The 15449-nt window shown below is 39.5% G+C and carries 11 protein-coding genes and 1 tRNA gene; 8 read left to right on the forward strand and 4 right to left on the reverse strand.

Going from position 1 to position 15449, the window contains the following annotated elements; all coding sequences use genetic code 11:
* Nucleotides 1-75: 75 nt before the first annotated feature.
* The gene (gene aroC / locus QZL88_RS02980; protein WP_296938538.1) at nt 76-1152 is read right to left on the reverse strand and encodes a chorismate synthase; all 1077 of its coding nucleotides are present in this window, start codon (nt 1150-1152) and stop codon (nt 76-78) included.
* 306 nt (nt 1153-1458) lie between these two features.
* Between aroC and QZL88_RS02985 the strand changes: the two genes are divergently transcribed.
* Both QZL88_RS02985 and QZL88_RS02990 read left to right on the forward strand, forming a co-directional pair.
* Nucleotides 1459-2943 (forward strand): DUF3078 domain-containing protein, encoded by a 1485-nt coding sequence (locus QZL88_RS02985; protein WP_296938539.1) that lies wholly within the window; start codon nt 1459-1461, stop codon nt 2941-2943.
* A gap of 124 nt (nt 2944-3067) precedes the next feature.
* A tRNA-Met gene (locus tag QZL88_RS02990) sits at nt 3068-3139 on the forward strand.
* Nucleotides 3140-3212: 73 nt separating this feature from the next.
* On the opposite strand, the gene QZL88_RS02995 is transcribed toward QZL88_RS02990, so the two are convergent.
* Nucleotides 3213-3701, reverse strand: coding sequence for a hypothetical protein (locus QZL88_RS02995; protein WP_296938541.1), 489 nt, complete (start codon nt 3699-3701; stop codon nt 3213-3215).
* Nucleotides 3702-3892: 191 nt separating this feature from the next.
* On the opposite strand from QZL88_RS02995, the gene QZL88_RS03000 reads away from it, so the two are divergent.
* Nucleotides 3893-4282, forward strand: a complete 390-nt coding sequence (locus tag QZL88_RS03000) for a DUF1398 family protein (RefSeq protein WP_296938542.1) — start codon at nt 3893-3895, stop codon at nt 4280-4282.
* 17 nt (nt 4283-4299) lie between these two features.
* On the opposite strand, the gene QZL88_RS03005 is transcribed toward QZL88_RS03000, so the two are convergent.
* Nucleotides 4300-7191, reverse strand: coding sequence for a PD-(D/E)XK nuclease family protein (locus QZL88_RS03005; RefSeq protein WP_296938543.1), 2892 nt, complete (start codon nt 7189-7191; stop codon nt 4300-4302).
* 723 nt (nt 7192-7914) lie between these two features.
* On the opposite strand from QZL88_RS03005, the gene QZL88_RS03010 reads away from it, so the two are divergent.
* Entirely contained in the window at nt 7915-8172 is a 258-nt protein-coding gene (locus QZL88_RS03010) for a hypothetical protein (RefSeq protein ID WP_006799522.1), read from the forward strand.
* A 449-nt stretch (nt 8173-8621) separates the two neighbouring features.
* Here the strand turns inward: QZL88_RS03010 and QZL88_RS03015 are convergent, their stop codons facing one another.
* A complete protein-coding gene (locus QZL88_RS03015) occupies nt 8622-8867 on the reverse strand; it encodes a hypothetical protein (protein WP_296938544.1) in 246 nt (81 codons plus the stop codon).
* Nucleotides 8868-8924: 57 nt separating this feature from the next.
* Here QZL88_RS03015 and QZL88_RS03020 point away from each other — a divergent pair, with 57 nt between their 5' ends.
* From QZL88_RS03020 to QZL88_RS03035, 4 genes are all read left to right on the forward strand, one after another.
* Nucleotides 8925-10109 (forward strand): DUF418 domain-containing protein, encoded by a 1185-nt coding sequence (locus QZL88_RS03020; RefSeq protein WP_296938545.1) that lies wholly within the window; start codon nt 8925-8927, stop codon nt 10107-10109.
* Between the two features lie 125 nt (nt 10110-10234).
* The gene (locus QZL88_RS03025) at nt 10235-12388 is read left to right on the forward strand and encodes a S9 family peptidase (protein WP_296938546.1); all 2154 of its coding nucleotides are present in this window, start codon (nt 10235-10237) and stop codon (nt 12386-12388) included.
* An 814-nt stretch (nt 12389-13202) separates the two neighbouring features.
* Nucleotides 13203-13646, forward strand: a complete 444-nt coding sequence (locus tag QZL88_RS03030; RefSeq protein WP_006799525.1) for a dCMP deaminase family protein — start codon at nt 13203-13205, stop codon at nt 13644-13646.
* 101 nt (nt 13647-13747) lie between these two features.
* Complete coding sequence (locus QZL88_RS03035; RefSeq protein WP_296938547.1) at nt 13748-15385, forward strand: S41 family peptidase; 1638 nt, start codon at nt 13748-13750, stop codon at nt 15383-15385.
* Nucleotides 15386-15449 lie beyond the last annotated feature (64 nt).

Consider the following 15449-nt stretch of genomic DNA (forward strand, 5'->3'; position numbering starts at 1 on the left):
ATTTTATTTGCAGAGACCAAATTCGCTCTTTATATATAAAATTGAATTATCCCTTTACCAATATACTATCTTTTCTTATAAAAAGGACTTATTCACCTGACTCAACAAATAATAATCGAGAATCGTCATCGCTGCCATAGCTTCAACAATAGGCACAGCTCGGGGAAGTACGCAAGCATCATGACGCCCGCGGGCTTTAAGATCGGTATGCTCACCCTCTTTGTTTATAGTTTCCTGATGCATCAATATAGTCGCTACCGGTTTAAATGCCACACGGAAATAAATATCCTGCCCGTTGGATATACCGCCCTGTATACCACCTGAATGATTCGTATGCGTTTTTATCTGTCCATTATCGTTATAGAATACATCATTAACTTCGGAACCGCGATGATTGACATCGAAACCATCTCCATATTCGAATCCTTTTACAGCATTGATCCCAAGCATAGCACTACCTAATGCTGCATGAAGCTTACCGAAGACCGGCTCACCCAAGCCTACGGGAGTTCCTGTCACAACACAAGTAATAACACCTCCAATTGTGTCTCCTTTCGATTTAACTTCTTCTATCAGAGAAATCATTTCTGCAGCCTTTCCCAAGTCGGGGCAACGTACTGGTGTAGATTCTATCAAGGAAAAGTCATATCCATTATATGCTTTCTCCACTTTGATATGACCTACTTGCGAAGTATAAGCCGTAACCTCAATATTCAGCTGTTTCAGAGCCAACTTAGCCAATGCACCACCTACACAGCGGGCAATAGTTTCACGGGCCGATGAACGCCCTCCGCCGCGATGATCACGGATACCATACTTTTGAGTATAGGTATAATCGGCATGAGACGGGCGATATATATCTTTCAGATTGTCATAATCGGATGAATGCTGATTGTTGTTACGAATAATAAAACCAATCGGGGTTCCGGTGGTCTTACCATCATATATTCCCGATAAAAACTCTACTTCGTCGGATTCTTTACGAGGTGTAGTAATTTTTGATTGCCCGGGACGCCTGCGATTCAGTTCATTTTGTATGAAATCCATATCCACTACAATTCCCGCAGGACATCCGTCTAAAACTCCACCAATAGCAGCACCATGTGATTCGCCGTACGATGTGAGCCTGAAAATATTGCCAAATGTATTCATATCCGCTTGTTTCTCTAATATTTTACAAATTTACATCAAAATATTCAAACGACATGCAAATCGATATATTTAGCATTACAATTACATTTTTTGTTTATCTGTGTACTCTGAATCGGAGACAACTCATTTAATATAAATTAAAATGAAAATTAAGATTAAATTACTAAATTTGCAACTTAGTAAGTAGAGGAAAGTATTTATTGCCCTATCTCAATGAACAATAGCGATTTGGAAAGACAGTTAATAAATAAATCCAAGACCCCGTAAAACAGTCGAATGTTCTTTTATAGAAAAAAGATAAATGAAATGAGAGTATTCAAGTTCTTTTTCAGTTTTATTATATTTTTTATTGTGTTCGTATCAGTTAGTGCCCAACAAACAAATAATACGAAAATCAATAAAGACAGCCTGTTGAATAAAATAACAGATATTGATACCAGGCTGAAAGAAATCTCAGCCAAAGATACAACAAAAGGATTTTCAGCCCCTCTGAAAATAGATACTGCATATATCAATCAAATACACGAAGCAAATCTGCAACCACTTAGAGACAAAAACGGTTTATTGATAGTAGAACCGGACTGGATTCCTTTCGATAATTATAAATCATTCAGGGATACGGTTATTTTCGAACCGGCCTTTCTTCCTGTTGTATTTGACGGAAAGATACTTCCCTCAAGCTTAGATTTTATACCGAAAGATACGGTCTCTACCGAGACGGAACCATTTTATCTGATATCACCCGATAGTACATTTGCTCCTTTGCTTAAGCGAACAGAAGAAATAGAAGCTATGAGACGGAGATATTATATGAATAATCCGCAACAGATAAGATTAAATGCGATGGCATTCAAGGATGCTTCTGTTATAAAAGAAAAGGTAGTTGAACAACGAAATCCTTGGAAAGAGCTGATAACCGCGGACAATCCAGTGGAATTAAGTACACCTGAGATAGAAAAGATAAGAATTAAGCCTGTATATTGGCTCAAAAACGGTTCTCACAAATTAGACTTAAGTCAGAATAGCTTTTCCGATAACTGGTCAGGAGAAAACAACTTTAATATATATAGTGAGCATAAAGTAAATTTGAATTATAAGAAAGATAAGATATATTTCAATAACCTACTGGAATGGAGACTTAGCATTCAACAAATGAAGGCAGACACAGTAAATAAAGTAAATATATTGGACGACTTGTTCAGAACATACAGCTCTTTTGGGGTGAATGCATTTAAAAACTGGTCCTATTCTTCAAACCTGGAAATGAAGACTCCATTGTTTAACAGATATAATGTAAATGATGCGAGTAAGGTAAGACAGAGAGCCTTTCTATCCCCGTTTGAACTGAATCTCGGAGTCGGTATGAGATATGCAAAAGAAATAGTTTCTAAAGCAGACAAGTACAGGAAATTTAATATAACTGCAGATATCTCGGTACTGTCTCTCAACTACAAATATGTAAGGAGTGATAAGGTCAATGAAACATGGTTTGGTATAGATGAGGGAGACAAAGCTAAAACTGAGTATGGTTCTACATACAACCTGAATGTTAGTTATAGCCGTAACAGGTATACAAATTTCACCTCCCGCCTGAAATATTTTACAAACTATGAAAGAGTCTATGTCGAATTTGAAAACTCCGTAAATTTCAAACTTAACAGCTATTTTAGTACTTCGCTTTATTTATATGTGAAGTATGATGATAATATTCCATATGATAGAAAAGATTCCAAATGGGGATATTTCTCGTATTATCAGAGAGTGGGATTTGGCTTATACTATAGTTGGTAAAAAAACATCTACGCTAATGCATTTTCAATCAGCACATAACAAAACAAGCAAAAGTTTTTTATTTATTAATGCCATTTTTATTTGGAGCGTTATAATAAAATGCATACTTTTGCACTCACAATATCGCGGGGTGGAGCAGTGGTAGCTCGCCAGGCTCATAACCTGGAGGTCATCGGTTCGAATCCGGTCTCCGCAACTAAAGAGAAAGCAATTGAGGAATCAGTTGCTTTTTTTTGTTCTGTAGCAGTTGATTATTGAGTTCAATAAAATCAGAATTCTGGTATTTTTGTCTTTTCTTTTAGTAAACTATACAATCGTTTTGTTGAAGGAGATATTGTAGTCCAATTTCCAACTGAATTGTATTTACATATTTGAGAGGTATTTCCTATACTGAATCCAATAGAAATATTACCTGCATAGCAGGTTGCAAATTGTTCTGTATAAATAGGATTAGTGACAATATCGTAAATGTATTTGAATAATGAATCTTTTTCTTGTTGGCTTATATTAAAATACTCTTGACCTCTATTTATCGGTTTATATTCAATTACAAACTCATTAATTTTCACTTCTTCAAAGTCACAAGTATCTCGTACCCCATATTCTTCATATCTATTAATTATAATAGTTTGGCTTCTTGATTCTATTTTAAGGGTTTCCCAATACATCGGTTTGTCTTCTTTTTCTATCGACATTTGCGAATAGTTACAAGAAATTAAAATAGATAGTAGAGCAAATGTTATTATAAAAATTTTCATGATCAATTATTCATAGTTTTTCAATTAGAGTTAAATTTTCCACAAATTCCATAATCTTTCTCCAATCCTCAATAAAATTGTTCTACAATTCAGCCTACCATCAGCTAATAATACCAGTTGTTTTCCCTCCTACAAAACTTTATATTCCAAATCATTGTTCTATCCATATCTAATCAATAAAACCGGATACCATGTTTACATTAGCCCAAATAAAGGAAGCCCATTCAAAAATGAAAAGCGGCGCTGATTTTCCGCAATATACCAAAGAGTTATTATCCCTCGGAGTGTTAAAATATAGTATTTATGTCTATGACGGACATGCTGAATATGTCGGAAAAGATGATCATACCATTGTGTCGAATAGCGAGTATACAGATTTGCATATTTCACCTGAAATAGACAGTAAAAAATTCAAACATCAGTTAAAAGCCCATCAACAAGGAAAAACTGATTACTTGACTTTTTGCAGAGATTCTGCTGAAACAGGAATAGCCAAATGGACAGTAGATATACTTACTAAAACGTGTACTTACTATGATAAACCCGGAAACTCTGTTCTGGAAGAAAAAATATCTATATAAAAGAAGTACTTATAATCCTACTTCTTGCATATATTCGTAAAAATACACCATTTACACGCCTCACCTGTCGGAGTCTGACTAAACGGCACCTGAGGATCGAATATCTCTTCAAGGCAGGCATCAAAATATGCTGTAAACTCCGCCCTGTACTCCGAAAAATCGGTAATACGCCCGTCTCCCCTACCCGATTTACTGATCACATCAGGGTCAAACTTATTATCGAAAAGGTTTCGCAAGTAATAGATCCCCGGTTCCAGTATTTTATCAGGGTGGTCGAGCATATACAGGTGTGAGTACATGAACACCTGCATAACAGCCTTCGGACGATCTTTCATCTCCTTGTCGAACAAATCCTTCATTTCCTTATAGCGTAGCACTCCTTTTCCCGTCTTGTAGTCGATAATACGGGTATGACCTCTCACCTCATCCACACGGTCGATAATGCCTTTCAGCGAGACTACTTTACCCGAAGGCAGGAGATAGTCTTTTTTGACACGCTCCTCTGAGTCTATATAGATAAATGGCGTAAGTTTAGCGTCAGTGGCCAGCACCTGCCTGATATATTTGCGTAAAACCTCCCCTGTCAGATAGTTCTGACCTGTCAGCCGTTTTACTTTTTCACTCTTAAAATAGTTTTCGGCAAACGACCGTTCAATCATTTCTGTCAGCAACTTATTGTTCTTACTGATATTATGAAGTAAATCGGCTGTTATCATTTTACCTTTAAACGGCTCGTACAACCATTCCATAATAGAGTGAAATATAGTACCGAATGTACTGGCTTCAATCGTTTCCGCGATCTCGTCCTCTTCTTCCATATTCTCCACTACGGAAAAATAGAATTGTAAGGGGCAATTCAGGTATGTATTAATGGAACTGGCCGACAATCGTTTATCCCCGCCTTGCAGAAAAACATTCATTTTTTCCATTATTTGAGGCGTTTTCTGTATGGAAATGGCAAGGCTTTCGGTAGACGACACTTTATATACAGCGAGTTTTTCGCGGATATCGAATGAGTCGTTATATAAATGCTTTATCTGGTTATAGTAGCGGCTGACTTCACCAGTTTGCAAACCTTCGGTACGGGTATCATAAAGCAGATAAATACGTTTAGCCCTGTTTATCATCCTGTAAAAGTGATAGGAAAAGATACTGTCCTGATGCTCGTATGTAGGCAGGTCAAAACCTTTACGCAAATTATATGGGATGAACGAACTGGCGGCCTTCTTCAACGGAAATATACCTTCATTCATGGACAGGATGATCAGATTGTCGAAATCGAGGGCGCGTGTTTCCAATACACCCATTATCTGCAAGCCCGACAGAGGCTCTCCTCTGAAAGGCACACTAATACCGACAATCAGTTTCCGCAACAGTTTGAAATAAGTATCTACCGACATTTCTGGCGAAACATTTCTAAGAGCTTCGTCCATCTTGTTTATCGTCTTATAATACTCTACAATAAATTCACATTCAATATCGATAGAACGTGCATTTATATCCTCATCTTTTTCTTCGCTTTTCTCATTCACGGATAATGTCCTGTTTAATGCTGACAGTATCGACTGTAAGTAACCGGGTATATCCTGCCAGTTGAACACTGGTCTGAAAATGAGTTGGAAAAGAGGATGACTCTGTAAATCCTGGGATGAAACTGTTGTTTTATTATATTGGATAATATTTGTCCGCAACACTTTGGCTTCGTCACTTGCCACATTGGTTATATAGCGGTGGTTGAGTATCGCCAGTACCGGCTTGTAATAAAAACCCGTATAGTTTTCCGACCTGCGTATATTACGCTGCAATTCAAATACATGCTCCATCAATCCCGAAATAGAACTATTACCGAGGCTGTAGCCCATTGTTACATTGATCTTATCTATCTCTCCGGGGATGGAATATAATGCCGGTAACAGCAGGTTTTCGTCAGGCAACACCAAAGCTGTATTCATTGCTTGGGTAGACGAAGTTATCTGTTTCTCATCCATCAATGACCTGATGATAGTATGCACATATTTAGCCTGTCCTACAGCCGAAGGAATGCCTATTACCTCAACTACAGGCAGATCCATACTCAATTCTTCCGGCTCCAGAGTCAGCTGTGTAGGAAAAAGCATCTTATTCCTGTCTATAAAGAATGAGGCTTTATTTTGAGGGTCACGAACCAATGGAGAGGAGTAGTCCCAGTAAAAATCAGCGATTTTCCGTTTATGCAAATACTTCAAAAGTGTTTCTTCCGATTTACTGTGCCCGTTCAGTCCTACAAAGATTACTTTTTCGAAAGGCAGCTCATAATCTATATCATTCGCCAAGCGCTCGGTCACATCACGGAAAATCATTCCTTCATATGCCATACCCTTGTTATGAAGCTGCTCACGCAAAGATGTGTACAATTGGAAAAGTACCTCCCACATCTCCAAAAAGTCCTTTTTTTTATCATTCTCTCCTATTGGAAGAAAGTTGGACCAAAAGCGGCGGATAGCTTCTATCTGGCTTTCGGTAAGATAATCGAACCCGGCATCGATCTCTTTCAGGTCATGTATATTGCGAAATAGCTGCTGTGCATCTACAAGGTATTTATCCACATCGTCGAAGTCATTCAGCAGCATCTCGCCCCAATAGAGAAACTCATCGAAAGTCTCGGTCGATAAGCTCACCCGTATATAAATATCATACAATAAGAAAAGCATCTCGATCCGGTCAGCTTTCTTATACGGACTCAACTTTTCGAAGAGGTCGGTAACAGTCAGTATTTCGGGAGAAAAAATCGGGCGTCCTGCTATTTGTGACAAATAGTGCTGAAAAAATATCCCTGCCCTACGGTTAGGAAATACAAACGTATAACGGCTTATATCCTGACCGTAAGATTTGTAGTATGCCTGAGCGACATTATATAGGAATGGAATCATTTAATCAGCTCTGTTTTTATGAGTAATACAAAGGTAAAATTAATGTGCAAATTATCTAATATGCCGATGTGCCAATTAAATTAGCAAATACAAAAATTAGCAGTTGTTACTATTGCTAAAATATACATTTATTAACCATACAATGTTAAAACCTGACACATCTGACACTTTATTACTATTTCTATCTTGCCATTTTTACTTTTATTAACTACATGTAGTTAAAAGGTAACAAAGGTAACGCTTTTTCTACCTATTACTTTTTACCCTCTCTGTGGCCTCCCCTCGGGGCAGAGCTGTTAAGTTCTATTTTTTTACCCTCTGTGTCATGTTGAACGGAGTGAAACATCTCGTTTTTCAGGGTCGGGATCCTTCGTTCCACTCAGGATGACAGCAGAAAATAACAGAACAAAGTAGAGAACTTAACAACCCTGCCCCGAGGGGAGGTTGGAGGGGGCAATCAATTTTTCAAAGAACTATAAGCTATCAGCTAAAGGCTATCAGCTCTAACTATATAGATAATTATCTTCAAATCTGTTCACAAATTCCCTGGCAGTTATTTAGAGCCTTTAACAATAAATCCTTTACAATCTCGTTTTTAACTTAATTGAATAAAACTGCCGATCAATCGGTTTTTAGTGTAATTTTGTATCTGAAAAAGTTCCGGTGAACTTATACCCGTGAATGGTTGTTTATCAAGTAAAATAAATACAAACTATATCGATTATGAAAAAACTTCTTTTCGTTTTATTTGCAGCAGCAATGCTTACAGCATGCGGTACTGCTTACAATACTCAGCTCAAACAAGTTCAGTTGGGTATGACTCCCCAGCAAATCGTGACATTGATGGGTGACAAATACACTGTGGTTGAACAGAAAGACAATAACAACCAAACTATCATGTACAAAGACAAATTCAAGAACGAATGGTATTTCCAGTTTGTAGACGGAAGTTTGTATAAATGGTATAAAGAAAAAGAATAAAGCAAACTCGTTTTTATTTAAAAAACATAAAAGAATCGGCGAAAGCCGGTTCTTTTTTATTTCAGGAATACGGTTCTATAAGTAATTTAATGTATTTTTATGCACTTAATTACAATATAAGTTTTGTAAAGCATTTATTGTCGTAATTAAATGTTTGATTAATTTTGACTCCACTTCGTTTCGTCAGAATATTCATTTTGCCTTGATGCAAAACGAACCAAAAAATCAAGGCTGCATCCCTCGGCGACCCAAAACCGTAGCTTCGGTGGGGCAAAATAATACGAAGTCATCTTTAGTCGGATTATCGACCGGGTATAACTGCTACCCTATTTTGCTCTACACCTCCGCTTTACGGATTGGGTGCCCGCCTGTGGGACGAGGCCGAGACCGCAATGCGGCGACGAGAGGCTGTCTTATTTGAGTTCAAAGGGCTTCGCGCCCCTAAGGCGTCAGCGGACGCGCATTAGTTCTGCAGGCGGGGCACCCACACGGTGCAGGAGGCGTAGATGGTGATGGGGCGATAGCCCATTCGTCACTATCAGCCGGCAAGCCGACTGTGGGTCGCCGAAAAACTTAGCGCTAGCCTTTTGCTTACTTTTGGGCAATGCCAAAAGTGAGGACAAGCCCGGGAGGGCGCGGCAGGACTGAGATAAGGCCGCAAGTCCGAGAAAAGGTATGGCTATTGTACAAAACAATCAGACAATTAAATACGACAATAAATATCATTTATTACTTAATACCTGAAAACAATTATGGAACAATCACCTTTATCTAAAATGCCCCGTATAGAAGTTGTTGATGCTCTCCGTGGATTTGCTGTTATGGCAATCTTACTTGTACACAGCCTTGAGCATTTCATTTTTCCTGTATATCCCGATCCTCTATCGCAACCCGAATGGCTGAATATTCTGGATAAAGCTGTATTCAGTATAATATTTACTCTTTTTGCAGGCAAATCATACGCCATCTTTGCTTTGCTTTTCGGTTTTACCTTCTATATCCAATTGGCAAACCAGCAGGCCAAAGGCCGGGATTTCGGATACCGTTTCCTGTGGCGCTTGGTACTTTTAGTTGGTTTTGCCACACTGAACGCAGCATTCTTTCCTGCCGGAGATGTTTTATTATTATTTTCCATAGTCGGTATTTTCCTGTTCATTGTCCGCAACTGGAGTGAAAAAGCTATACTGATCACTGCTATTATTTTTCTGTGCCAGCCCATTGAGGTCTTCCATTATATCGCCAGCCTGCTCAATCCCACATATACACTACCCGATCTCGGAGTAGGCAGAATGTACGGAGAGGTGGCAGAATATACAAAAAGTGGCAATTGGGGTGAATTCCTTTGGGGAAACATCACACTCGGACAAAAAGCTAGTCTTTTCTGGGCCATAGGTGCAGGGCGCTTCTTGCAAACCGCAGGACTTTTTCTGCTCGGATTCCTTATCGGAAGAAAAAAACTGTTTATCTCGTCGGATAGCAATATTAAATTCTGGATTAAGACACTAATCATTTCAGCTATATTATTCGCCCCGCTGTATCAACTTTGGGTGGAATTGTCGGCCAGCAACAATGCCATAGTAAAACAAAGCATAGCTGTATTATTGGATATGTGGCAAAAGCTCGCATTCACTTTTGTACTGGCATCCTCGTTTGTACTGCTATATCAGAAGGAGAAATTCCGGAATATGGTTTCAAACCTGCGTTTATACGGAAAAATGAGTTTGTCTAATTACATCACACAATCTATCACCGGAGCATTGATTTATTTTCCTATCGGACTTTACCTTGCCCCTTATTGCGGATATGCGTTAAGCCTGCTTATAGGACTGGCAACTTTCTTCTTACAAGTACAATTGTGTAAATGGTGGCTAAAAAGCCACAAACAAGGTCCATTGGAAAGATTGTGGCATAATCTCACATGGATTGGAAGTAAATAACTCATTAAAGAATCCTTGGACGTAAATAAGGGTCAGTTTAAATTTTTCACGAATATTTAAACAGGCTCTAAATACCACTCTTACAAAAATCGGTATATTTGCAATAAATAAAAATACAAAAAAGAATGAAAAATGTTTTTGGATTGCTGCTTGCCGGCTTACTCTTTACTTCAGCCCATGCGCAACGTTTAGACCTCAGGGATATTAATGCAGGAAAATATTACGCACGTGGCGTACAACCTGTAACATCGTCAACTGACGGAGAATCATATTTTCAGGCCGACAGGGACAATAAAATGATTATCAAATATTCGTATAAAACAGGATTGCCTACCGATACGATTTTTAATGTAAAAAAAGCCCGGGATTGTACATTCGACTCATTTCAGGGTTTTCTCATAAGCCCTGATGAAAAACGATTGGTCGTATACAATGATTCCGAGTCCATATACCGCCATTCTTTCAAAGCAAATTATTATTACTATGATGTGCGCCGCAATCTGGTGCGCAAACTGACCGAAAACAAAAGCAAACAATCTGTACCGGTATTTTCCCGCGACGGACGTATGCTTGCTTATGTGATAGACAACAATATCTGGCTGGCTAAATTCGATTACGATACAGAATCGCAGGTAACCAAAGACGGTGAAATAAATAAAATCATCAATGGAGGTACCGATTGGGTATACGAAGAAGAATTCGGAACTACCAGGCTGATGGATTTTTCGGCCGACGGAGGCTTATTAGCTTTTGTCCGTTTCGATGAAACCGCCGTACCGCAATATTCTATGCAGATGTATGGCAATCAGTTGTACCCGTCGCTGTTTACATTCAAATACCCAAAAGCAGGAGAACAAAACTCAAAAGTAACATGTAATGTGTTCGATATAGATGCCAAGACTATCCGCAAAATGAATATCCCTGAAAGCACGGAGTACATCCCGCGTATAGAATTCCTTCCTACGGGTGACGAACTGGCTATTATGACTCTGAACCGTGACCAGAATAAATTTGAAATGTTCTTCACCAACGCCCGTTCTGCCGTTCCCCGCTCGGTGCTAAACGAGGTGAATAGCCGTTATGTAGATTCCCAATCATTGAATACAATACACTTCTTTGGGAATCAGTTTACATATGTAAGCGAAAGAAGCGGCTACGCCCATATCTATCTGTACGACAATACAGGTGTAATGCAGAAACAACTGACTTCGGGCAATTACGATGTAACCGGCCTGCTTGCCGTAGACCCTGTTGCAAAAGCTGTATTCTACGAAGCTGCAGAAGAAAGTCCCTTACAACGCGCCATTTATAAAGTAGATATGGTGAAAGGCATCAAAACGAAGCTATCGGCTAAACAAGGCACAAATGAAGCGACATTCAGTGAAAACGGTAAATATTATATCAACAGCTATTCCAACACATCTACGCCAAAGATAACCACTGTGCATGACGCCACAGGCAAAGAACTACGGGTACTGGAAGACAATGCCGCTCTAAGTAAAACACTGGCATTAATGACTCTTCCCAAGAAAGAGTTTATAACTGTAAAATCGGCTGATGGCAGGGATTTGAATGCATATATAATGAAGCCTGCCGACTTTAATCCGTCCCGTAAATATCCGCTGGTTATGGTGCAATATAGTGGACCGGACTCACAGCAAGTACAGGATCGTTATGGTATGGACTGGACTGATTATCTGACCACCCAGGGCTTTATAGTAGCCTGTGTAGACGGACGCGGCACAGGAGCCAGAGGGGAAGAATTCCGTAAATGTACCTATATGAATCTGGGTATCTATGAATCGGATGACCAGGTGGCTGCCGCTAAACACTTTGCCACACTTCCATATATCGACGGCAGCAAAATGGCAATCTGGGGATGGAGCTACGGAGGGTATAATGTACTGATGAGTATGAGCCGTGGTAACGGCACATTTAAAGCCGGAGTGGCAATTGCACCAGTAACCGATTGGCGCTTCTACGACTCTGTTTACACTGAACGTTTTATGCGTACACCTCAGCAGAACAATGCAGGATATGAAGCCGGCTCACCTGTCAATTTTGCAAATAAGCTGGAGGGGAATCTATTATTGATACACGGTTCGGCAGATGATAATGTACATTTCCAGAATACGATGGACTATGCTGCTGCTCTGGTAAAAGCAAACAAGCAATTCGATATGTTTGTGTTTACAGACAAAGACCATTCGATACGGGGTGCGGCTAACCGTACTTATCTGTATGAAAAAGTAATTAAGTTTTTGAAAACAAATCTGTAATAATGCGAATCAGTAGTTGAAATAAGATTCACAGAAACGAAGTGTATGTAATTTTAATATTGGTTTTTTATTGACTACACTTCGTTTCGTCTGAATGTTCATTTTGGTATTACCCAAAACGAACCAAAAGACTAGCGCTTCGTTTCTCGGCGACCCAAAACCGCAGCTTCGGTGGAGCAAAATAATACGGAATCATCTTTAGCCGGATTATCAGCGAGGTATAGCAGCTACCGTATTTTGCTCTACACCTCCGCTTTACGGATTGGGTGCCCCGCCAGCGTCACTAATGCGCGGGAGCGGACGCCATAGTGAGGGCAAAGCCCTTAAATCAAATATGCATCAGCCTTGTCGTGCGTCAGCGGACGCCATTTGCTTTATGGACGGGGTACCCATAGGGTGAAAAAGGCTAAAAAACGAAAACGTGTTTGAGCTTGTCTACAGATTCGTATTATGCTCTATTCAGAGCGAGTTTTTTCGTTTAGCCTTTAAGTCCGTTATGGGTCGACCTATAAAGTGGGCGTCAAAGCATTTTTGATTACTTTTTTTGCTTAGGAAAAAAGTAATACAAGCAATCTGTGATTGTGCGTAGTAGAAAAAAACAATTTTATACTACAATAATTGCTTTAACTACTGTATTGATATAAAACATTTTTTTAGCCACATGCCGTATCATAATTTACATGTCTTTATGGAGTAAAATGAACAATTGAGACCTCTCATCTTATCGAATATGAATTTCTGATAAAAAACACGCTTATAATAACATATCGTGAACTTTTCATTATCTTTGTGCTTCGAAAATGAGGTGAAATATATGACTAAAAATAAACAACAGTTGCTGGATGAACGTTATATGAGAATGGCGGCTATCTGGGCTGAAAATTCATATTGCGTACGCAGAAAAGTCGGGGCTTTGATTGTTAAGGATAAAATGATTATATCAGATGGATATAACGGTACTCCGGCGGGTTTTGAAAATATCTGCGAAGATGAGAACAATGAAACCAAGCCGTACGTTCTACATGCCGAGGCCAATGCCATAACAAAAGTAGCATGCTCTCACAATAGCAGTATGGGTGCAACAATGTATGTAACGACATCTCCCTGTATTGAATGTGCCAAATTAATTATCCAGGCAGGTATTAAACGCGTTGTTTACAACCAAAAATACCGGCGCAGCGACGGTGCGGCATTACTGGAGCGTGCCGGAATTGAAGTTGTTCTTATCGAAATGGACGAAACAGAAAAGAATCACTAAAAAAGCATTTAATGCAACATTGTTTAGTCATGGTCGGCTATTGCTGTTGCTGATATAAAAATAATAAACAGGTCTGAGACCTTAATAGAGTCTAAGAATAAATGAAAAGTAATAAAAGGATATATATTTGGCTGCCTTTGTGCATCGCATTGAGTATCGCTGTAGGGATACTCATTGGTAATTTATTTTCTGTGTTTACCCCTGTACGGAAAATATTCGGAGGTAGTAATAAACTGGAGACTATATTTGAATATGTAAATAAGTCGTATGTAGACACTGTCAACGTAAATGAATTGGTGGAAGATGCTATTCCCACGATTTTGGCCGGACTAGACCCTCACTCTGTATACATTTCGGCAGAAAACATGGCATATAGCGGCGATGAACTGGAAGGTCACTTCAGCGGGGTCGGAGTAGAATTCCTTATCAAGAACGATACGGTAAATATCGTGAACGTTATACCAGGAGGGCCATCTGAGGCAGTAGGCATTATTCCCGGCGACAGGCTGGTATATGTCAACGATAGCCTTTTTGTAGGAAAAGGGCTTAGCGAGGAAAAGGTATTCAAGACATTACGGGGTAAGAAAGATACCAAAGTTAAGATAAAGATAAAAAGGGACACAAGCCCCGATCTCATCGAATTTGAGGTTACCCGTGCCGATGTACCTGTAAAGACAGTTCCGGTATCATACATGATAGATGATAAGATAGGATATATCAAAGTTACGAAGTTCGGCAGTACAACTTATAATGAATTCATTACAGCTATTGCTAAGCTGAAAAGTCTGGGATGTGATTCATTCATCGTAGACCTCCAACAGAATACAGGTGGCTATATGGGTGCGGCAATTATGATGACGAACGAATTTCTCGCAAACGGAAATATGATTGTTTATACCGAAGGACGTGCTTATCCCCGCGAAAATGTATTTGCCGATGGTTCGGGCACATGTAAAGATAACCAGCTGATCGTGCTTATTGACGAAGGAAGCGCTTCTGCCAGTGAGATCTTCGCAGGAGCCATGCAGGATAACGACAGAGGCCTGATTGTAGGCCGCCGTTCATTCGGAAAAGGCCTTGTACAAAACAGGTTTATGTTTAAAGACGGGTCGGCTTTACAATTGACCATCGCCCGTTATCATACCCCTTCGGGAAGATGTATCCAAAAAGCATATAAAAAAGGTGACCGAACCGATTACGATATGGATATACTAAACAGGTACAACAGAGGAGAATTCTCGAACAGGGACAGTATAAAACTGGACAATCTCCCATTGTTCCATACTTTAGCAGGACGTCCCGTATATGGTGATGACGGTATATTGGCCGATGTATTTGTCCCCCGCGATACAGTAGGAATCAACTCTTATTATCTGAAAGTGGCTAACAGCGGTATGATGCGGGAATACTCTTTTGTTTATTCAGCCAAGAACAGGGATAAGCTGAAAGGGTATAAGACATGGCAGGAGGCTCATAAATACCTGGCTGCGCAACCAATTGTAGATTATCTGGTAGAATATGCATACAGCAAAGGAATACGTCGCCAGCCATACCTGATAGAAGAATCCAGAAGGCTGCTACAGGCGCAGATGGAAGCGATCATTTTGCGGAATATTTTCGGTGAAGACGCATACTATCCGATAGCACAGAAAGACGACCTGATAATGAAAGAGGCGGTTAAACTACTCAAAGCAAATAAGGCAACCCCCGAAGCAATAAAGAGCGAGCAATACAAATAAAATAATATAAGAGAAGCATGAGATATTAACTCATGCTTTTTTTATGTCCCTATTGTAACCTTTT

It is taken from the genome of uncultured Dysgonomonas sp., assembly GCF_900079725.1.
GTDB lineage: Bacteria > Bacteroidota > Bacteroidia > Bacteroidales > Dysgonomonadaceae > Dysgonomonas.

Coding starts and splice junctions, on each gene's coding strand:
- aroC (WP_296938538.1), bottom strand. CDS start 1,152: ATGAATACATTTGGCAATATTTTCAGGCTCACATCGTACGGCGAATCA.
- QZL88_RS02985 (WP_296938539.1), top strand. CDS start 1,459: ATGAGAGTATTCAAGTTCTTTTTCAGTTTTATTATATTTTTTATTGTG.
- QZL88_RS02995 (WP_296938541.1), bottom strand. CDS start 3,701: ATGAAAATTTTTATAATAACATTTGCTCTACTATCTATTTTAATTTCT.
- QZL88_RS03000 (WP_296938542.1), top strand. CDS start 3,893: ATGTTTACATTAGCCCAAATAAAGGAAGCCCATTCAAAAATGAAAAGC.
- QZL88_RS03005 (WP_296938543.1), bottom strand. CDS start 7,191: ATGATTCCATTCCTATATAATGTCGCTCAGGCATACTACAAATCTTAC.
- QZL88_RS03010 (WP_006799522.1), top strand. CDS start 7,915: ATGAAAAAACTTCTTTTCGTTTTATTTGCAGCAGCAATGCTTACAGCA.
- QZL88_RS03020 (WP_296938545.1), top strand. CDS start 8,925: ATGGAACAATCACCTTTATCTAAAATGCCCCGTATAGAAGTTGTTGAT.
- QZL88_RS03025 (WP_296938546.1), top strand. CDS start 10,235: ATGAAAAATGTTTTTGGATTGCTGCTTGCCGGCTTACTCTTTACTTCA.
- QZL88_RS03030 (WP_006799525.1), top strand. CDS start 13,203: ATGACTAAAAATAAACAACAGTTGCTGGATGAACGTTATATGAGAATG.
- QZL88_RS03035 (WP_296938547.1), top strand. CDS start 13,748: ATGAAAAGTAATAAAAGGATATATATTTGGCTGCCTTTGTGCATCGCA.